24 protein-coding genes are annotated in these 18,553 nt (G+C 74.5%); 13 read left to right on the forward strand and 11 right to left on the reverse strand.

From position 1 onward, the window contains the following. From IE295_RS05680 to IE295_RS05710, 7 genes are read left to right on the forward strand one after another with little or no spacing between them, the layout of a single operon-like run. Positions 1 to 414, forward strand: a complete 414-nt coding sequence (locus IE295_RS05680) for a gas vesicle structural protein GvpA (protein ID WP_190062283.1) — start codon at positions 1 to 3, stop codon at positions 412 to 414. Continuing rightward, on the forward strand, positions 411 to 1,127 hold the full coding sequence (locus tag IE295_RS05685; RefSeq protein WP_190062284.1) for a GvpL/GvpF family gas vesicle protein: 717 nt from the start codon (positions 411 to 413) through the stop codon (positions 1,125 to 1,127). Before IE295_RS05680 ends, IE295_RS05685 begins: the two co-directional genes overlap by 4 nt. After that, positions 1,124 to 1,339 (forward strand): gas vesicle protein GvpG, encoded by a 216-nt coding sequence (locus IE295_RS05690; RefSeq protein ID WP_190062285.1) that lies wholly within the window; start codon positions 1,124 to 1,126, stop codon positions 1,337 to 1,339. The genes IE295_RS05685 and IE295_RS05690 overlap by 4 nt, the downstream gene beginning before the upstream one ends. A gap of 14 nt (positions 1,340 to 1,353) precedes the next feature. Beyond that, positions 1,354 to 1,704, forward strand: a complete 351-nt coding sequence (locus IE295_RS05695; protein ID WP_190062428.1) for a gas vesicle protein — start codon at positions 1,354 to 1,356, stop codon at positions 1,702 to 1,704. Next, positions 1,701 to 2,519, forward strand: a complete 819-nt coding sequence (locus IE295_RS05700; RefSeq protein WP_224323355.1) for a GvpL/GvpF family gas vesicle protein — start codon at positions 1,701 to 1,703, stop codon at positions 2,517 to 2,519. Before IE295_RS05695 ends, IE295_RS05700 begins: the two co-directional genes overlap by 4 nt. Continuing rightward, positions 2,516 to 2,713: a gas vesicle protein gene (locus tag IE295_RS05705; RefSeq protein ID WP_190062286.1), complete on the forward strand. Its 198-nt coding sequence runs from the start codon at positions 2,516 to 2,518 to the stop codon at positions 2,711 to 2,713. Before IE295_RS05700 ends, IE295_RS05705 begins: the two co-directional genes overlap by 4 nt. Next, positions 2,710 to 2,976, forward strand: a complete 267-nt coding sequence (locus tag IE295_RS05710; protein WP_190062287.1) for a gas vesicle protein K — start codon at positions 2,710 to 2,712, stop codon at positions 2,974 to 2,976. The genes IE295_RS05705 and IE295_RS05710 overlap by 4 nt, the downstream gene beginning before the upstream one ends. 35 nt (positions 2,977 to 3,011) lie before the next feature. On the opposite strand, the gene IE295_RS34075 is transcribed toward IE295_RS05710, so the two are convergent. From IE295_RS34075 to IE295_RS05755, 10 genes are read right to left on the reverse strand one after another with little or no spacing between them, the layout of a single operon-like run. Next, positions 3,012 to 3,143 carry a DUF6893 family small protein gene (locus IE295_RS34075; protein ID WP_263453839.1) on the reverse strand — a complete coding sequence of 44 codons (132 nt, stop codon included), beginning with the start codon at positions 3,141 to 3,143 and terminating at the stop codon, positions 3,012 to 3,014. Positions 3,144 to 3,148: 5 nt separating this feature from the next. Beyond that, positions 3,149 to 3,994, reverse strand: coding sequence for a hydrogenase maturation protease (locus tag IE295_RS05715; protein ID WP_190062288.1), 846 nt, complete (start codon positions 3,992 to 3,994; stop codon positions 3,149 to 3,151). Continuing rightward, positions 3,991 to 5,070, reverse strand: coding sequence for a hypothetical protein (locus IE295_RS05720; RefSeq protein WP_190062289.1), 1,080 nt, complete (start codon positions 5,068 to 5,070; stop codon positions 3,991 to 3,993). Before IE295_RS05720 ends, IE295_RS05715 begins: the two co-directional genes overlap by 4 nt. After that, on the reverse strand, positions 5,067 to 5,732 hold the full coding sequence (locus IE295_RS05725) for a DUF6084 family protein (protein WP_224323354.1): 666 nt from the start codon (positions 5,730 to 5,732) through the stop codon (positions 5,067 to 5,069). Before IE295_RS05725 ends, IE295_RS05720 begins: the two co-directional genes overlap by 4 nt. Next, the gene (locus tag IE295_RS05730; protein ID WP_190062290.1) at positions 5,729 to 5,947 is read right to left on the reverse strand and encodes a hypothetical protein; all 219 of its coding nucleotides are present in this window, start codon (positions 5,945 to 5,947) and stop codon (positions 5,729 to 5,731) included. The genes IE295_RS05725 and IE295_RS05730 overlap by 4 nt, the downstream gene beginning before the upstream one ends. Next, entirely contained in the window at positions 5,944 to 6,609 is a 666-nt protein-coding gene (locus IE295_RS05735) for a DUF5947 family protein (RefSeq protein WP_190062291.1), read from the reverse strand. The genes IE295_RS05730 and IE295_RS05735 overlap by 4 nt, the downstream gene beginning before the upstream one ends. Next, positions 6,606 to 7,106 carry a NifU-related iron-sulfur-binding protein gene (locus IE295_RS05740; RefSeq protein WP_190062292.1) on the reverse strand — a complete coding sequence of 167 codons (501 nt, stop codon included), beginning with the start codon at positions 7,104 to 7,106 and terminating at the stop codon, positions 6,606 to 6,608. The genes IE295_RS05735 and IE295_RS05740 overlap by 4 nt, the downstream gene beginning before the upstream one ends. Before the next feature lie 14 nt (positions 7,107 to 7,120). Beyond that, positions 7,121 to 8,908 carry a nickel-dependent hydrogenase large subunit gene (locus IE295_RS05745; protein ID WP_190062293.1) on the reverse strand — a complete coding sequence of 596 codons (1,788 nt, stop codon included), beginning with the start codon at positions 8,906 to 8,908 and terminating at the stop codon, positions 7,121 to 7,123. A gap of 40 nt (positions 8,909 to 8,948) precedes the next feature. Continuing rightward, a complete protein-coding gene (locus IE295_RS05750) occupies positions 8,949 to 9,998 on the reverse strand; it encodes an NADH-quinone oxidoreductase subunit B family protein (protein ID WP_190062294.1) in 1,050 nt (349 codons plus the stop codon). 36 nt (positions 9,999 to 10,034) lie between these two features. Next, positions 10,035 to 11,777, reverse strand: coding sequence for an enoyl-CoA hydratase-related protein (locus tag IE295_RS05755; protein ID WP_190062295.1), 1,743 nt, complete (start codon positions 11,775 to 11,777; stop codon positions 10,035 to 10,037). A gap of 271 nt (positions 11,778 to 12,048) precedes the next feature. Between IE295_RS05755 and hypA the strand changes: the two genes are divergently transcribed. From hypA to hypE, 6 genes are read left to right on the forward strand one after another with little or no spacing between them, the layout of a single operon-like run. Beyond that, entirely contained in the window at positions 12,049 to 12,405 is a 357-nt protein-coding gene (hypA, locus tag IE295_RS05760) for a hydrogenase maturation nickel metallochaperone HypA (RefSeq protein ID WP_190062296.1), read from the forward strand. After that, a complete protein-coding gene (gene hypB, locus IE295_RS05765) occupies positions 12,405 to 13,151 on the forward strand; it encodes a hydrogenase nickel incorporation protein HypB (protein ID WP_190062431.1) in 747 nt (248 codons plus the stop codon). The genes hypA and hypB overlap by 1 nt, the downstream gene beginning before the upstream one ends. Continuing rightward, on the forward strand, positions 13,148 to 15,553 hold the full coding sequence (gene hypF, locus IE295_RS05770; protein WP_224323353.1) for a carbamoyltransferase HypF: 2,406 nt from the start codon (positions 13,148 to 13,150) through the stop codon (positions 15,551 to 15,553). Before hypB ends, hypF begins: the two co-directional genes overlap by 4 nt. Beyond that, positions 15,516 to 15,899, forward strand: a complete 384-nt coding sequence (locus IE295_RS05775; RefSeq protein ID WP_190062297.1) for a HypC/HybG/HupF family hydrogenase formation chaperone — start codon at positions 15,516 to 15,518, stop codon at positions 15,897 to 15,899. The genes hypF and IE295_RS05775 overlap by 38 nt, the downstream gene beginning before the upstream one ends. Next, positions 15,896 to 17,020, forward strand: coding sequence for a hydrogenase formation protein HypD (gene hypD / locus IE295_RS05780; protein ID WP_190062298.1), 1,125 nt, complete (start codon positions 15,896 to 15,898; stop codon positions 17,018 to 17,020). Before IE295_RS05775 ends, hypD begins: the two co-directional genes overlap by 4 nt. After that, positions 17,013 to 18,086, forward strand: a complete 1,074-nt coding sequence (gene hypE, locus IE295_RS05785) for a hydrogenase expression/formation protein HypE (RefSeq protein ID WP_190062299.1) — start codon at positions 17,013 to 17,015, stop codon at positions 18,084 to 18,086. The genes hypD and hypE overlap by 8 nt, the downstream gene beginning before the upstream one ends. A gap of 74 nt (positions 18,087 to 18,160) precedes the next feature. Here the strand turns inward: hypE and IE295_RS05790 are convergent, their stop codons facing one another. Continuing rightward, positions 18,161 to 18,532, reverse strand: a complete 372-nt coding sequence (locus IE295_RS05790; RefSeq protein ID WP_190062300.1) for a hypothetical protein — start codon at positions 18,530 to 18,532, stop codon at positions 18,161 to 18,163. Positions 18,533 to 18,553 lie beyond the last annotated feature (21 nt).

The raw sequence follows: 18,553 nt of genomic DNA on the forward strand, positions 1-18,553 counted from the left end.
ATGAGCGTTGTCCCAATGGAGCAGGGCGGCGGCGCAGGCGGTACCAGCGGCCTGTACGACGTCCTGGAACTCGTCCTCGACCGCGGACTGGTGATCGACGCGTTCGTGCGCGTCTCGCTGGTCGGCATCGAAATCCTGAAGATCGACGTACGTGTCGTGGTCGCCAGCGTCGACACCTACCTGCGCTTCGCCGAGGCGTGCAACCGCCTCGACCTGGAGGCCGGCCCGCACCGGAGCGCCGGACTGCCCGACATCGTCGGCCAGATGACCGAGAGCGGGGCCCACGGCAAGACCAAGGGCGCCCTCTCCGGAGCCGCGCAGACCGTGCAGGACGCGGTCCGCCAGGTGCGCGGCAAGGACACCGAGAGCAGCCGCACCACCGCCTCCCGCAGGAAGAAGGAGGAGGACCAGTGACCACCTACGTCTACGGCATCGCACGCCTGGGCCGCACCCCGCTGCCCGAGGACCTCACCGGCATCGGCGACCCGCCGCTGCCCGTACGCCTGGTCACCCACGACGACCTGGCCGCGGTGGTCAGCGACTGCCCCGAGCGGCTGCGGCCCAAGCGGCGCGACCTGCTGGCCCACCAGAACGTCGTCACCGAGGTCGGCCGGCGCGCCCCCGTCCTGCCCATGCGCTTCGGCAGCCTCTCCGACAGCGACGACCGCGTCCGCGACGTCCTCGACGAGCATGCCGACCGCTACCGCGAGGCGTTGGTCAAACTGAACGGCCGCGTCGAGTACAACGTCAAGGCCGTCCACCGCGAGGACGCCGTCCTGCACCTCGTCCTCGCCGAGAACGCCGGCCTGCGCAGCCTCGCCGCGGCCAACCAGGCCGACGGCGGCGGCTCGTACGAACAACGGCTGCGCTTCGGCGAGCTGGTCGCCCAGGGGGTGCGCGAGCGCGAGGGCCGCGACGCCGAGCTGGTGCGCGAGACCCTGGCACCGCTGGCGGAGCGGGAGCGGACCGGGCCGGAGAACTCCGGCTGCTTCCTGAACGTCTCCTACCTCATCGAGGAGGCCGCCGCCCGGCGCCTGCTCGACGAGGTCCGCCGACTCGAGAAGGCGCACCCCCAGCTGGACCTGACCGTCCACGGCCCGCTGCCGCCCTACAGCTTCGTCGAATGATCGGCTTCGTCGGCTGGGTGCTGCGCCGGGTGCTGGCGGAGGCGGAGCGGCTGTACTACGACCCGGCCGTGGTGCGCGGCGAACTCAAGGCGCTGGAGGAGAGCAGGGCGGCGGGCCGGATCGACGACGAGGAATTCGACCGGCTCGAGGACGCCCTCCTCGACCGCCTGGAACGCACGCACCCGCCGGCCGGCGGAAGCGGGGCGACATGAGTGAGACGAGCGGGATGAGCGGGACGGTCGGGCGAAGGGCGCCGGTGCCCGCGGAGGGGCCGGCCAATCTCGCCGACATCCTCGAACGGGTGCTTGACAAGGGCATCGTCATCGCGGGGGACATCCGCGTCGACCTGCTCGACATCGAACTCCTCACCATCCGGCTGCGGCTGATCGTGGTCTCCGTCGACAAGGCGAAGGAGATGGGCATCGACTGGTGGGAGAGCGACCCCTCGCTCTCCTCCCGCGCCCGCCGCGAGGAATCCGTGGAGGGGGCCGGCACCGACGTCGGCCGCCTGGCGGCGCGCGTCGCCGAACTGGAGAAACGGGCCGGGCCCGAGGGACGGCAGGAGGGATCCGGGTGAACCCCACGCAAGCGCGCTATCTGTACGCCTACGCCGTCGTCCGCGCCTCCGACGCCGTCGCCGGGGCCCTGGAGACCGTCACCGGCGTCGCCGACGGGCCCGTACGCGCCGTGCGCCACGGCGACCTCATGGTCCTGGCCGGGCCGGTGCCCGCGACGGACCACGGCGAACGGCAGCTGGCCGAACACCTGGAGGACCTCGACTGGCTGGAGCGGACCGCCCGCGCCCACCAGAGGGTGATCGGCGCGGCCGCCGCCGTCGCCCCGAGCGTCCTGCCGCTGCGCCTGGCGACGGTCTTCCACGACGAGGAGGGCGCCCGCGCGATGCTGGGCGCCCGCCACGACACGCTGCTCGCGGCCCTCGACCGGCTGGACGGCCGCACCGAATGGGGCGTCAAGATCTACGCGCTCGGCACGGCCCGGCCGGCCGGGACGGTCGCCGTACCACCCCCGGACGCGCCGCGCGCCGCCGTGTCCGGCCGCGACTACCTCCGCCGCCGCGCCGCCGAACGGCACGCGGCCCAGGAGGGAGTGCGGCGCGAGGACGAGGCCGCGCGCGGTATCCACACCACGCTCACCGCCCTGGCCCAGGAGACCCGGCTCCACCCGCCCCAGAACCCCCGGCTCTCCGGCCAGGCGGGCCGCAACGTCCTCAACGCCGCGTACCTCGTCAGGCGCGAGGACGGCCCCCGCTTCACCTCGGCCGTCGCCCAGCTGGCGGAGCGCGCCCCCCGCGACGGGATGCGCGTGGACCTCACCGGCCCCTGGGCCCCCTACTCCTTCGCCGGAACCGACGCCTCCCCGGAGTCCCCGTGACCGGCCACGCCCCGCCCGCCGAACGCGGCCCCGCCCTGGTCGACCTCCTCGACCGGCTCCTGGCGGGCGGCGTCGTGATCGCCGGCGACCTCACCCTGCGGATCGCCGACGTCGACCTCGTCCGCATCGACCTGCACGCCCTCATCTGCTCCGTCGACGCCCTGGTGGCCGCCCCCCTGGAGGCCGGCTCATGACGCGCCGCGTGGAGCTGGACCGGGACACCGCCGAGCGCGACCTGGCCCGGCTGGTGCTCACCGTCGTGGAACTGCTGCGGCAGTTGATGGAGCGGCAGGCGCTGCGCCGCGCCGAGGCGGGCGACCTCACCGAGGAGCAGGAGGAGCGGATCGGGCAGACCCTGATGGCGCTCGCCGGGCACATGGAGGAGCTGTGCGCCCTGCACGGCCTGCGGCCCGAGGACCTCAATCTCGACCTCGGACCGCTGGGAACGCTGCTGTGAACGGGGCCGGGCCGGGGCCGGGCCGGGGCCGGGGCCTACATGGTTTCCATCTTGATGTAGCGCACCGCGTCGGGGGCGCTGGTGACGATCGCCGTGACGACCGCCGCGGCGATGACGCCTACGGCGATGCGTACCACGACCGCCGGGATGAAGATCCCGTTTCTCATGTCGGTCACCTCCTCGGCACGGCGGGCGACGCCGTGGCCGCCACGGGCGGCTCCAGCGGGCGGCGCGGATCGTCCAGCAGGTCGCCGGTCAGGGACAGCAGCAGCGGTACGGCCCGGCCGACCGCCGCCCGTACGGGCTCGCTGAGCCCGAAGGCCACGTCGGGCTCGTCACCGCGCATCCGGATCAGCGGCTCGCACCCGAGCACCACCAGGCGGGGCAGGAGGACGCCCTCCTCGCGCGCCAGCTCCCGGGCCAGCGCGAGCACCTTCACCGGATCCATGCCGTGGGCCTCCGGCGCGGCCGCCCGCTCCGCGCCCGCGCCGTCCGGGGTGCCGTCCACCTCGATGACGTACAGCGTGCCGGGCTCGCCGCCGCGCGGCGCCGCGTCGACCAGCACCGCCGCGTCGTAGCCGTCCAGCAGCCGGTAGGCCAGGTCCATGCCGCGGATGCCGAAGTCGGCCAGGTGGGCGCCGGGCGGCAGGGGCCGGCCGCGCAGGGCGGCGACGACCTCGGGCCCGAAGGCGTCGTCGGCGAGGAAGACGTTGCCGATGCCCGCGACGAGGACGCGGCGCGGCGCCCCGGCGGGCGCGTCCCGGACGGGCTCCACCTCCTCGGGCGAGAAGAAGAAGCGGTGCCCCAGGCCGGTGGCGAAGTCGCGGCCCGTGTCGTCGTGCAGCGTGACGACCAGCTGCACCCGGCCCTCCAGGTCCTCCTCCACCGCCTCGACCTCGGCCGTCCGCCCGGCCAGCGCCAGGTCGAGGACGTCCGCGCCCCGGGCGGGCCGCAGCCGGACCCTGCTGCCGCGGCCGAGCCGCACCCCGTCCACCAGTACCGTGCCGCCCGTCGTCATCGTTCCTCCGCGAGGGACCGGACGGCGGGGGAGAGCCCCCGGATCGTCCCGTGCAGTGCCATCAGGTCGTCGGGGGACAGGGCGGCGCAGCGGTCGAGGATCTCGCGGGCCCGGGGGTCGCTCGCGCGGGCCTCCTCCTGCTCGTGCGGCGTGAGGGCGAGCACGTTGAGGATCAGCAGCTGGTCGATCTCGCCGCCGTCGAAGAGGTCGCCGGGGCTCTCGGGGGCGACGGCCGGGAAGTCCTCGAGGGTGACGGGCGAGGACAGCACGGCCCCGGACCGCTGCCGGTCCCCGTCCGGCGGCCCGCCGCACCCGGCCACCAGCGCGGGCCAGGTGCCGTCGTTGCGGCAGGCGCCGGCCGCCTCCCGCAGGGCGGCGGGCGGGTCGGCGAGCGAGACGAAGGCCCCGGGGCCCTCGCAGCCGAGCACCAGGTGGGTGGAGACGAAGGCGTACGGGGCCAGCTCGTCGCGGGCGGTGCGCGGGTCGCCGCCGGGCCCCGGGCAGGCGGTGGTGTTGCGGACGACGACGGTGATCCGCCGTACGCCGTCCGCCACGGGGACGGCGTCCAGGGTGACGGTGCCGGTCAGTGGCCGACGGGTGCGGACCAGGACCCCGGCCGGGCGGCCGTCCTCGTCGGTCAGCGGCTCCTCGTCCGTGACCGCGGGCGCGCCGACCTCGGTCCGCCGGGGGCCGTCGGCGGGGGACCACGGCGGCAGGACCCATTCGTGCTCGGTGGCCTCCTGCCACGTCAGGTGGCGCGTACCGGCGACGGTGAGGGAGTCGACCGGCTCCCGGCCGCCGTCCGCGCGCACCCGGTGCACCTGCCGCTCGAGGACGTGCAGGAACCGCACCCGCACGCTCAGCCGTACCTCCCCGGCCGCCTCGAGCAGCACCTCCGTCCGCACCCGGTCCCGCTCCCCGCAGGCCCGCGCCCGGGCCTGCGGGAAGACGCCGCCGAAGGTCCAGCGCCGGGTGTTCTTCAGCGCCGACCTGCGGTACGGCCACAGCAGATAGCCCTCGTACAGGCAGGTGCGGGCGATCTTCTCGACGGCCTCGCCGACGCCGGCGGCGCTCATCGCGGCGCTCCTTCGAGCAGGGCGCGGACCGTCTCGTCCCAGTCGGTCAGCGCGTGCCGGGCGCGGAAGGCGCCGAGCCGGGCGTGGGTGTCCTTCGTGACCCGCAGCCAGCTGAGCCCGCCGAAGTACCGGCCCGTCAGGGCGTGCCACTGCGCGGCGGGCAGCCGGTACGTGCAGTCCCGGGCCCAGGAGATCTGCGAGGTCCGCAGCCGTCCGCCGGCGTCGGTGTGGAAGACCGTGCCGCTGAAGAGGAAGTCCAGCGGCACCTCGGCGTCCCGTACGGCCTCGAAGTAGGCGGTGACGGCCAGCTCGCACTCGCGGGTGCAGGGCACCTGCAGGTCGACGGCCGTGGTGTCGTCGAAGGGCGGGACGACGGTGGTCAGCCGGGCCCAGGTCAGCGGGCGCATGCCGGTGGCCCACTGTTCGGGCTGGCCGAACAGCCGGGCCAGCGCGAGCCGTTCCTCCTCCTGGTAGCGGCGGCGCTCCACCGCGATGCGCACGTCCGTCGTCAGGCTGACCGAGCGGACCGGCCCGCCGCCGGTCCGCGTCACGGCCAGCCGGAACGCCAGGGTCGGCACGGCCGCGTGCTCGAGGGGGCGGGCGCCGGTGACGGCGAAGGACAGGTCGGCGATGTCCGCGCCGTGCGGTGCGCGCGCGCTCACGCGGGCGAGAGGTTGGGCATGCCGGGCAGGATCGGGTTCTTCGGCCCCGGGTTGATGCCGGTCGACCTGCGGGAGGAGGACCGGTCGTCGCTCTCGTGGCCGGGCTGCCGCTTGTAGAGGCCCTTGTGGTTGCCCTGGCGCACGCCATGGACGTGCGAGGCCTTGTCGGGGCGCACCTCGGGCTCGCCCACCGTGATGGCGGTTCTCTGTGTCATGTCGCCTCCCGCAGACCGTCGTGGTCCGGCGCGGACGGCGCCGGCTCCGCGAAGAACGATGCGATCCGGGACCATGCCTCCCGGCCGCCGGTCAGGCCCTTCCAGTGTGCGCGGACCACCGCCACCAGGCGATAGCAGTCGTCCAGCGGGACGATCCAGTGCTCGTGCGGCTCCTGGGCCCGGTTGACCAGCAGCGCCTCGACGTCGTCGGCCGGCCGCGCGGGTCCCGGCAGGGCGCTGGCGAGCTCGGCCCAGACGGCCGGGTCCACGGTGGAGCGCACGGCTCCCAGCGGGCTCGGGTAGCTCACGGCGGTCCGCCCCGACCGGCCGTCGCGCACGAAGAACGCCAGCCCCACCGGTACGCCGAGCGCCGCCCAGAGCAGGTCGTCGATCCGGTGGCCCTCCAGGCGGATCCGGCGGGTGGGCAGCAGCCGGTAGAGCCTGCCGCCCGCCTCCCGGCGATCGAACAACAGTGCGCAGGCCCGGCAGGAGCACAGCGCGGCGCCGTCCGCGAGGTCCAGCAGGTGCCGGTGCTCCCGCGGGACCGGTTCCGCGCACAGATCGCACCGCTCGGCCGGGGCGGCCGGTGCCGGAGCGAGGGCGGGGGCGGGGCGGCGGGCCAGCTCCCGCAGCCGGGTCGCCGCGACGGGCGCGGCGCTCACGTCCCGCTCGCCGTGCCGGCGCGGAAGAGGGAGTCGACCGGGATCAGCGTCCCGGGCGCCGGCTCCGTCACCTCCACCCGCTCGATCTCCGGTGCCGCCCAGGTCACCGCGGCGCGGACGTCCTCCTCGGCCCGCTCCGCGTGCGAACCGCAGCCGCCGGCCGCGAGCCGGACCCGGGCCAGGCGTCCCTCGACCGCGACGAGCTCCGCGCGCAGCCCGCGCAGGGCGCGCCGCACCCGCGCCTCGACGGGTTCGGGATGCAGGTCGTGCACCAGCAGGAGATGGCCGACGAGCTCGTCGTCGACGAGGGCGTCGCGTGCCGGGCCGGCGGTGTGCTCCAGGACGCGCGCGAGGCACTGGCCGTACAGCTCGACGACGGCGTGCAGGGCGTCCGCGACCTGGTCGCGGACGGCCGCGTCGGGCAGGGCCGCGAGCGACGACAGCAGCGCCTCGGCGCGCGCGACGTGTTCGCGGGTCTCGGAATCGTTCCAGGTCATCGCGGTGTCTCCCGTCAGGCCAGGGCGCCGAAGGTCGGCGAGTGGCTCTGCCGCACCGTGCGCCCGCCGCCGAGGTACATGTGGACGCCGCAGGGCAGGCAGGGGTCGAAGCTGCGGACGGTGCGCATGATGTCGATGCCCTTGAAGTTCTCCGGGCCGTTCTCCTCGAAGAGCGTCATGCCCTGCACCGCGTCCTCGTACGGGCCGGGGGTTCCGTAGTGGTCGCGGGGGCTGGCGTTCCAAGGAGTGGGCGGGTAGGGGTGATAGTTGGCGATCTTGCGGTCGCGGATGACGAGGTGGTGGGAGAGCACCCCGCGCACGGCCTCGTGGAAGCCGGCGCCGATGGCCTCCTTGGGGACCTTGAAGTCCTGGAAGACCTTGGTGCGCCCGGCCCGCACCTCCTCCAGCGCGCGCTCGACGAAGTACAGCGCCATGCCGGCCGCGTAGGCGACGAAGTACATCCGCGCCCGGTCGCGTTCGATGGTGTTGGGGAAGGGCGGGGGCTTCCACTCCAGCCGCACCTCGGGGGTCGCCGGGGTCTTCGGCAGGTCGATCACGACGCTGTGGCCGGTGGAGCGGACGTAGGGCGTACGGACCTTGCCGGCCAGCGCGGTGGTCCACAGGCGGGCGAGGGGGCCGCCGCCGGTGTCGAGGGCCAGATGGTCGCCGGTGCGCTTGTCGTACCAGCGCGGGCTCATCACCCAGCTGTAGTTGCCGCCGTCCAGGTCGCGCTTCTGGGGCTTGGGCAGGGTGGTCTGGTTCCAGGGGTGGCGCTGGTCCACGGGGTTGCCGAGCGGGTCCTTGTCGACGTAGGTCTCCTCGCCGGTCCAGTCCTCGTAGTACGAGCTGCCGAGCAGCACGCGCAGGCCCAGGTTGATGTCGACGAGGTCGGTGGTGACCAGCTGGTTGTCGACGACGATCCCGGGGGTGACGAACATGGCGTTGCCCCAGGTGTTCATGTTCCGGTAGTCGTAGTCCACGACCTCGGGGTCCTGGAAGCAGCCCCAGCAGCCGAGCAGGGTGCGCCGCCGGCCGACCTCCTCGTAGCCGGGCAGGGCCTCGTAGAAGAAGTCGAAGACGTCGTCGTTGAGGGCCACCCCGCGCTTGACGAAGTCCAGGCAGCGGGTGAGGCGCACGAGGTAGTCGGTGAAGACCTGGGGGGTGGCGACCGTGCCGACGCCGCCGGGGTAGAGCGTCGAGGGGTGGACGTGGCGCCCCTCCATCAGGCAGCACATCTCCCGGGTCAGGCGGCTCATGCGCAGCGCTTCCTTGTAGACCTCGCCCTCGAAGGGGTTGAAGGCGCGCATGATGTCGGCGATCGTCCGGTAGCCGTGGACGTCGCCGCGCGGGGCGGGGGTGCGCTCGGCGCGTTCGAGGACGCCGGGGTTGGTCTCCTTGACCATGCGTTCGCAGAAGTCGACGAAGACCAGGTTGTCCTGGAAGATCGTGTGGTCGAACATGAACTCGGCCGCCTCGCCGAGGTTGATGATCCAGTCGGCGAGCGGCGGCGGCTTGACGCCGTAGGCCATGTTCTGGGCGTAGACCGAGCAGGTGGCGTGGTTGTCGCCGCAGATCCCGCAGATCCGGCTGGTGATGAAGTGCGCGTCCCGGGGGTCTTTGCCCTTCATGAAGACGCTGTAGCCGCGGAAGATCGACGAGGTGCTGCGGCACTCGACGACCTTCCGGGCCGGAAAGTCGATCTTCGTGTAGATGCCCAGATTGCCGATGATCCGGGTGATGGGGTCGAACGCGACGTCGGTGAGGTCGCTCCGTGCCGCGTCGCTGTCCTGGGCGGTGGCCACTGATGGGTTCCTCTCGTGGTTCCTCGCGCGGTCGGCCCGGTCAGTCCCGGCCGTGCCAGCGCGGCTCGTAGCCGCTGGTCAGCGCCTCACGGTTGTGCCGCCAGCGGGGCTCGCGGTTGACGCTGACGTTGGTGAGGGAGCGCAGGGTGCGGATGAACGGCCCGTAGACGCTCATCAGGTTCGAGGACAGGGTGCCGCCGGGCGGCTCGTCCATGAAGGGCATGAACTTGTCGGGGAAGCCGGGCATGGTGCAGCCGATGCAGATGCCGCCGACGTTCGGGCAGCCGCCCACGCCGTCCATCCAGCCCCGCTTGGTGACGTTGCAGTTGACCACCGGTCCCCAGCAGCCCACCTTGACCTGGCACTTGGGGGAGTTGTAGTCCTTGGCGAAGTCGCCCTGCTCGTAGTACGCGGCCCGGTCGCAGCCCTCGTGCACGGTCTTGCCGAACAGCCAGGTCGGGCGCAGCTGTTCGTCCAGCGGGATGACCGGGGCCAGCCCCGCCGCCTGGTGCAGCACCCACAGCAGGGTCTCCATGAAGTTGTCGGGCTGGACCGGGCAGCCGGGCACGTTGACGACGGGCAGGCCGCCGGCCGTGCGGAAGTCGGCGCCGAGGTAGTCGACCAGCCCCATGCAGCCGGTGGGGTTGCCCGCCATGGCGTGGATGCCGCCGTAGGCGGCGCAGGTGCCGATCGCGACCACGGCCCACGCCCGGTGGGCCAGGCGGTCGAGCCAGGTGTTGAGGGTGATCGGCTCGCCGGTCTCCGGGTCGTTGCCCATCGAGGTCCAGTAGCCCTCGCCGCTGATGTTCTCGTTGGGGATCGACCCCTCGACGACGAGGATGAACGGCTCCAGCTCGCCGCGGGCCGCTTGGTGGAAGGCGGCCATGAAGTCGTCGCCGGTCTCGTAGGCGAGCACCTTGTTGTGCAGATGGACCTTCGGCAGCCCGGGGATGGCGCCCAGCAGGACGTCCTCCAGGCTCGGCAGCGAGGCGGCGGTCACCGAGACGGTGTCGCCGTCGCAGCTCATGCCCTCGGAGGTCCACAGGATGTGAACCTCCTCGAAGCCGGGTGTCATCGGCTCGAAGCCCATCGGCGGATTCCCTTCGGTGCCCAGAAGTGCCCGAGGCTAAAATTCGCATACCGCTTCTTTTCCGGCAATATGCATATCCTGCCGGGGGAGGCGTGACAGCGCGTCGAACCGCTCGGCCGCGTCGCCCGGCGGCCGCTTGCGCACGAACGCCGACCGCAGCGCGTGGTACGGCGCGTCGGGCGAGAAGAACACCGCGCGCATGCGCTCCAGCTCCTCCGCGCGGTAGGCCGCCAGCGGCTTGAGGGACTCGTCCCGCTCCCGCGCGGCCTTCTTCACCGCGATCCGCAGGGGCACGTCGCATTCACCGATGAGGTCCGCCGCCATCCGGGTGACGGCCCCCGCGAACTCCTGCGCCGGGCCCGGCACCACGCGGTCCACCAGCCCCAGCGCCCGCGCGCGGGCCGCGCTCACCGGCGCCGCCTCCGCCATCAGGGTCGCGGCCCGGGCCGGGCCCACCCGCCGGGGCAGCGTGTACGTCCAGTACTCGGAGCCGTACAGGCCCATCAGCCGGTAGTGCGGATTGAGGACCGTCCCCGCCCGGCACCACACCTCGTCCGCCGCGAGCGCCAGCATCGCCCCGCCCGCCGCGGCGTTGCCCGCCACCGCCGCGACGACGAGCCGGTCGGTGGTGGTGAGCACCGCCTCGACCAGGTCGTCCATCGCGTTGATGTTCGCCCAGGACTCCTCGGCCGGGTCGGCCGCCGCCTCGATGACGTTCAGGTCGATGCCGTTGGAGAAGAAGTCCCGCTCGCCCCCGAGCACGATCACCGACGTCGGCCGGCGGCACGCGAACCGGTAGGCGTTGAGCAGCCGCCGGCACTGCACCGCGCTCATCGCCCCGCCGGGGAAGCGGAACCGTACGAAGCCCACCTCGCCCCGCTCGGTGTACCGGATGTCGCTCCAGGTCGCCCGGTGCGCCGGGAGCTCCAGCGGAGCCGGTACGTCCGGCACGGCGGGCAGCGCGTCGCCCAGCGCCGTCACGGCGGGCAGCCTGATGCCGGGCGCCCCGTCCCCCGAACGGCAACGCCGCAGCTGGGGAATCCACACGGCGCCGTCCGCCGTCGCCCGGCAGATCGCGCCCGCCCGCGTCGCCAGCACCTCGCCCGGCCGGCCCCGCAGCCGGTCCTCGCCGTGCCCCCCGTGCAGGAACCACTCGCCGCCCAGCAGCTCGTCCCGCACCCCCGGCCGCGAGTCGGCGGCGCGCAGCGTGCGCAGCACCGACTCCGTGGGCTGCGCGGCCCAGTCGATCCGCCGCTCGCCCTGCGGCAGCCAGGGGCGGGTGCGCACCGGGAACTCCGTCTGCGCCCGGGGTGTCCACGACCCCGACCCGAACCGCTCCACCGCCAGCAGCAGCGCCGAGACGGCGGCGTCCGCCACCTCGCCGCGGTACAGCTCGCTCTTGGTCACGTCCGGCGGCACGGCGAAGCCCGCCGAGGCCCAGACCGGCCCGGCGTCCAGCTCCTCCTCCGCCTGAAGGACCGTCACCCCCCAGCGGACCTCGCCGTCCATCAGGGCCCGGTCCAGCGAGGCCGGCCCCCGGTCGCCGGGCGGCCCCGGATGGACGACCAGACAGGTGTGGCGCGAGAAGACCTCCCGGGGGATCGCCGTCGTGAGCATCGGCGCGACGACCAGGTCCGGCCAGTGCCGGCGGACGGCCGCGCACAGCGCCCGCGGCCCGTCCACCACGGCCACGGACGTGGCGTGGCCCCGGTCGCCGAGCTCGGCGAAGACCCGCTGGGCGAGGCTGTTGAAAGCGCTGGCGACGACAAGGATGCGCATGGCGGCGGCCCTCCTGGTGCTCGGGAGCACGACGGCCCGGGGTCGGCGCCGTCCGTGACCGATCGTCACCGACGCGCGCCGCCGGGACGGGCGGCGCCGCGCGAGGGGCGCCGCGATTGCGCTACGCGGGCGAATACCGTTCCCCGCCCGGCCGCTCGGGCCGTGGCGGGCGGCCGGGCCCCGTCCGCGCCGGGTCACTGTGGACCGCGTACCGCCCCCCAGCGAGGGGCGGGCACCCACACGGGCACGCGGCCGGGAGCAGGTGAGGCGGATGCACGAGCTGTCCATCGCCACCGCGATCGTCGAGCGGGCGACGGAGCTGGCCCGGCGGCACGACGCCGGCGGTGTCGAAGCGGTACGGGTGCGGGTGGGCGAGATGTCGGGCGTCGTCCCCGACGCCCTGCGCTTCTCCTTCGAGGTGGCCCGGGAGGGCACCGTGGTGGAGGCCGCCCGGCTGGACGTGGAGGAGGTCCCCGCGCGGGCCCACTGCGCGGCCTGCGAGAAGGAGTTCGCGGTCGGCACCCCGCCGTTCCTGTGGTGCCCGCGCTGCGACTCGCCGACCACACGCCTGCTCAGCGGGCGGGAGCTGGAGATCACCGTGATCGAACTGGCGGAGGCGACCGCGTGATGTGCAAGGTCATCGACGTCCGGCAGGCGGTGCTGGCCAGGAACGACGCCCTGGCCGGCGCCCTGCGCAAGGAACTGGCGTCCCGGCGGACGACGGTGGTGAACCTGTTGTCCAGCCCCGGCAGCGGGAAGACGGCGCTGCTGGAGCGCATCCTGACGGCCATGAGCGAGCGCGGCGTGCCGGTGGCCGCGCTCACCGCCGACCTCGCCACCGAGAACGACGCGCGGCGCCTGGCGCGCTCCGGCGTCCCCGTCAAACAGGTGCTCACGGGCGGCCTGTGCCACCTCGAGGCGGCCCAGCTCAGGGGGCACCTGCGGGGATGGCTGCCGGCGGACACGCGGGTGCTGTTCGTGGAGAACGTCGGCAATCTCGTCTGCCCGGCCGCCTACGACCTGGGGGAGACGCTGCGGGTGACGCTGATGTCCGTGACCGAGGGCGAGGACAAGCCGCTGAAGTACCCCATGGCCTTCGGCCTGGCGCACCTCGTCGTACTGACCAAGACCGACATCGCCGACGCCGTGGACTTCGACCGGCCGGCGTTCACGGGGAACGTGGTGCGGGTCAACCCGGGCGTGGGGATCGTGCCCACCTCGGCCCGCACCGGCGCCGGGGTGGACGCCCTCCTCGAGCGGATCCTGGCGGTCGCCGAGGGCGCCGCCGCGCACCGGCCCGTGATGGCGGGCCGCGTCCGGGAAGGACGTCTCGTCGAGGACGCCCCCGACGAAGTGACGGCCGGGCAGCAGTGACCGCGGCCCACGACGACACCGTCGTCCGGCACCGGATCATCGTGCGCGGCGCGGTGCAGGGCGTCGGATTCCGGCCCTTCGTCCACGGCCTGGCCCGCGAGCTGGGGCTGGCGGGCTACGTCAGCAACGACACCGGAGGCGTCGTCGCCGAGATCGAGGGCGACCCGGGACGCGTCCGCGCGTTCCGCGACCGCCTGATCAGCCACGCGCCCCCGCTGGCCGTCGTTTCCTCCGTCTCCCACCGGCGCGTGCCCGTGCTGGGCGCCGGCGACTTCACCATCCGGCCCTCCCGGCCGGGCCGGGGCCGCACCCGCGTCCCTCCCGACGCCGCCCTGTGCGCCACCTGCCTGCACGAGCTCACCGACCCCGCCGACCGCCGCTTCCGCCACCCCTTCATCACCTGCGTGCACTGCGGACCGCGCTTCACCATCGTCACCGGCCTGCCCTACGACCGGGCCACCACCACCATGGCCCCCTTCGCCCTGTGCCCGCGGTGCGCGGGCGAGTACGCGGACCCCGCCGACCGGCGCTTCCACGCCCAGCCGGTGGCCTGCCCCGACTGCGGCCCCCGGCTGCGGCTGGAGGGCCAGGACCCGCCCGCCACCGGGGAGGCCGCCCTGGCGAGGGCCCGGGAGCTGCTCGCCCGCGGCGCCGTCCTGGCCGTCAAGGGCATCGGCGGCTACCACCTGGCCTGCGACGCCACCGACGAGGACGCCGTCGCCCGGCTGCGGGCGGCCAAGGACCGCGGCGCGAAACCCTTCGCCGTCATGGCGGCGGACCTGCCCACCGCCCGGGCCCTCGCCCCGGTCACCGCCGCCGAGGCGCGCCTGCTGGCCGGGCCCCGGGCACCGGTCGTCCTGCTGCGGCGCCCCGACGGCTTCGAGGGCGGCGTCCCGCTCGCCGCCGGCATCGCCCCCGGCGCCCCCGACATCGGCGTGATGCTCCCCTACAGCCCCCTGCACCGGCTGCTGTTCGGCCTGCCCGGCGACCCGCCGGGCCCCCGCGTCCTGGTGATGACCAGCGCGAACCGCCCCGGCGAGCCCATCGTCACCGATGACGGCCGGGCGCGCACGGACCTCGCCCCGCTCTGCGACGCCCGCCTCGCGCACGACCGCCCGGTCCACGTGCCGTGCGACGACTCCGTGGTGCGGGTGCGCGCCGACGGCGGCGTACTGCCCCTGCGCCGGTCGCGGGGGTACGTACCCGACCCCGTTCCGCTGCCCTTCGAGGTGCCGCCCGTGCTGGCCGTCGGCGGCGACCTGAAGAACGTCTTCTGCCTCGCGCGCGGCCGCTCCGCCTGGCTGTCGCAGCACATCGGCGACCTCGGGGAGCTGGCCACCGCGACCGCCTTCGACCGGGCGGTCGCCCACCTCGGCGAACTCACCGGCATCCGCCCCGGCCTGCTGGCCGCCGACCTCCACCCCCGCTACCGGTCGGCGGCGTGGGCCCGCGACCACGCCGCGGGCCGTCCGCTCCGGCTGGTCCAGCACCACCACGCGCACATCGCCTCCGCCATGGCCGACGCCCACCTGGACGGCGCCACACCCGTCATCGGCGTCGCCTTCGACGGGACCGGCTACGGCGACGACGGCGCCGTGTGGGGCGGCGAGATCATGCTCGCCGACTACACCGGCTACCGGCGCCTGGCCCACCTGTCCTACGTACCGCTGCCCGGCGGCGACGCCGCCGTCCGCAACCCCTGCCGCATGGCTCTGGCACACCTGCGCGCCGCCGGCCTCGCCCGGGAGCCCGGCCTGCCGGCCGTGGCCGCCTGCGGGGAGGAGGAACGGCGCCTGGTGGAGCGGCAGCTGGAACGGGGGATCGCGTGCGTGCCCACCTCCAGCATGGGCCGGCTGTTCGACGCCGTCGCCTCCCTCACCGGGGTGTGCCACCGCGCCGGGTACGAAGCCCAGGCGGCCGTCGAGCTGGAGGCGCGCGCCGCACCCGCCATGGCCGGCTGCGGCCGGCCCTACGCCTTCGGGGCACACGACGACCCGCACGGCGGCCCCCGGCGCATCGACCCCGCACCCGTGCTGCGCGCCGTGACCGAGGACCTGCGGACGGGGGTTCCCGCCGGCGTCATCGCCGCGCGCTTCCACCACGCCGTCGCCGGGGCCGTCACCGCCGCCTGCGAGGCGGCCCGGCACGCGACCGGCGCGGGCACGGTCGCCCTGACCGGCGGGGTGTTCGCCAACCGCCTGCTCGAGGACGCGTGCACGCACGCGCTGCGCGCGGGCGGCTTCACGGTGGTGCGCCACCGTGCCGTGCCGTGCGGCGACGGCGGGCTGGCGCTCGGCCAGGCGCTCGTCGCCGCCCGGGCCCGCGACCGCGCGCCGGCTCCCGCCGGCGGGGAAGGAGGAGCTCATGTGCCTGGCGGTGCCCGGCAAAGTGGTCGGCATTGAGGAGCGGGACGGCACCCGCATGGCGAAGGTCGACTTCGGGGGCGCGGTCAAGGACGTGTGCCTGGCCTATCTGCCCGACATCGAGGTCGGCGACTACGCCATCGTGCACGTCGGATTCGCCCTGCAGCGCCTGGACGAGGCGGCGGCGCTGGCGACGCTGGACCTGTTCGCGCGCATCGGCGCCCTGGAGGAGGAGTTCGGCGACGCCTGGGGCCGCGCCGCCGCCGAGGCCGGAGCGACGCCGGCGGACGCCGCCGCGCCCGGGGCCCCGACTCCGTACGACGCGACGGCTTCGTACGACGCCCCGACTCCGTACGACGCGACGACGCCGGAGGGCACGCGATGAGGTACCTCGACGAATTCCAGGACCCCGCCCTGGCCCGGCGGCTGCTGGACGACATCCACGCCACCGTCACCCGCCCCTGGGCGATGATGGAGGTCTGCGGCGGCCAGACCCACTCGATCATCCGGCACGGCATCGACCAGCTGCTCCCCGCGTCGGTGGAGCTGATCCACGGGCCCGGCTGCCCGGTCTGCGTCACCCCGCTGGAGATGATCGACAAGGCGCTCGCCATCGCCTCCCTGCCCGAGGTGGTCTTCTGCTCGTTCGGCGACATGCTGCGCGTCCCGGGCACCGAGGGCGACCTGTTCCGGGTCAGGGGCGCCGGCGGCGACGTCCGGGTGGTGTACTCACCGCTGGACGCGCTGGAGATCGCCCGCCGGCACCCGGAGAAGGAGGTCGTCTTCTTCGGCATCGGCTTCGAGACCACCGCCCCCGCCAACGCCATGACGGTCCACCAGGCCCGGGCGCTCGGCGTCCGCAACTTCAGCCTGCTGGTCTCGCACGTGCGCGTACCGCCCGCCATCGAGGCGATCATGCGCTCGCCCGACTGCCGCGTCCAGGGATTCCTGGCCGCCGGGCACGTGTGCAGCGTCATGGGCGTCGAGGAGTACCCGGCGCTGGCCGAGCGGTACCGGGTGCCCATCGTGGTCACCGGCTTCGAGCCGCTCGACATCCTCGAGGGCGTCCGCCGCACCGTCCGCCAGCTCGAACGCGGCGAGCACCGGGTGGAGAACGCCTACCCCCGCGCCGTACGGGACGAGGGCAACCCCGCGGCCCTGCGGATGCTCGCCGAGGTGTTCGAGGTCACCGACCGGGCGTGGCGGGGCATCGGCGTCATCCCCGGCAGCGGCTGGCGGCTGGCCCCCGCCTTCCGGGCGTACGACGCCGAGCACCGCTTCCGCGTCGGCGGCGTGCGGACCCGGGAGCCCGCCGCCTGCCGCAGCGGCGAGGTGCTGCAGGGCCTGATCAAGCCGCACGAGTGCGCGGCCTTCGGCACCTCCTGCACCCCGCGCAACCCCCTGGGCGCGACCATGGTCTCCAGCGAGGGAGCCTGCGCCGCCTACTACCTCTACCGCCGCCTGGACCGCGCGGCGCCCGCCGAGGAGGCGACCCCCGTTGGCTGACACCGCGCCCGCCACCACCATCGACCCGTCCGCCCTGACCTGCCCGGCCCCGCTGCGCGACCAGCCCGTCGTCGTCCTCGGGCACGGCGGGGGAGGGGCGCTGTCCGCCGAGCTCGTCGCCCAGGTCTTCGCGCCCGCGTACGGCAACGAGGTGCTCGCGGGCCTCGCCGACTCGGCGGCGGTGACCCTGGGCGGGGCGCGCCTCGCCTTCTCCACCGACTCCTACGTCGTACGCCCCCTGTTCTTCCCCGGCGGCGGCATCGGCGACCTCGCCGTCAACGGCACCGTCAACGACCTCGCCATGAGCGGCGCCCGGCCCGCCCACCTCTCCTGTGCCTTCATCCTGGAGGAGGGCACCGAGCTGTCCGTCGTGGCGCGGGTCGCCCGGGACATCGGCGCGGCCGCCGAGGCCGCCGGGGTCACCGTCGTCACCGGCGACACCAAGGTCGTCGACGCCGGCCACGGCGACGGCGTCTTCGTCACCACCTCCGGCATCGGGATCGTCCCCGACGGCGTGGACATCCGCCCCCAGCGGGCCGCGCCCGGCGACGTGGTGATCGTCAGCGGGCCGGTCGGCATGCACGGCGTGGCCGTCCTGAGCGTGCGCGAGGGGCTGGAGTTCGGGGTGGAGATCGCCAGCGACACCGCCCCGCTGGGCGGCCTCGTCGCCGCGATGCTCGCCGTCACCCCGGACCTGCACGCCCTGCGCGACCCCACGCGCGGCGGCGTGGCCACCGCCCTCAACGAGATCGCCGCCGCCTCCGGCACCGGCGTCGTCCTCACCGAGGGCAGCGTGCCCGTGCCCGAGGCCGTCGCCAACGCCTGCGGCTTCCTCGGCCTCGACCCGCTCTACGTGGCGAACGAGGGCCGGCTCGTGGCCTTCGTCCCCCGCCCGCACGCCGAGGCCGTGCTCGCCGCCATGCGCGCCCATCCGCACGGGAGGGGGGCGGCCGTCATCGGCGAATGCGTGGCCGAGCACCCGGGCATCGTCGTGGCGCGCACCCGGCTCGGCGGGACGCGCGTCGTCGACCTGCCCCTGGGGGAACAGCTGCCGCGCATCTGCTGAGCCGGCCGGCCCCGGTCGGGTCCGCTCGTCTCAGGTCCGCTCGTCTCAGGCCTGCGCGTCTCGCGTCCGCTCGCTCAGGTCTGCTCGTCCATGCGGATGGCGTCGCGCAGGGTGTCGAAGGCCTTGCCCTCGCGCGCGCCCTCGGCCTGTGCCAGCAGCGCGCCGGCGATCGCGTCGAGCTTGCGCTGCACGGCGTGCTCGGCCCGCAGCTCGGAGTTCTTGAGCAGGGCCAGCAGCAACAGCGTCACCGACGTCATGAGACCGGCGGACAGCAGCTCCAGCCCGACCGACAGCCGCGCGACGTGGACGGCCAGGAAGTTCGCCACCAGCACGAAGCACAGCACGAAGAACGCCCGCGAGCTCGTGAAGTGGGAGGCCTTCTCGGCCACCCGCTCGAACAGGTCGGGCTGCTCGCCGCCGCGGTGCGAAGGATGCCGGATTCTCACCTGCGACCGGTACCCGGTCCC

The organism is Streptomyces griseocarneus (assembly GCF_014655595.1).
GTDB lineage: Bacteria > Actinomycetota > Actinomycetes > Streptomycetales > Streptomycetaceae > Streptomyces > Streptomyces griseocarneus.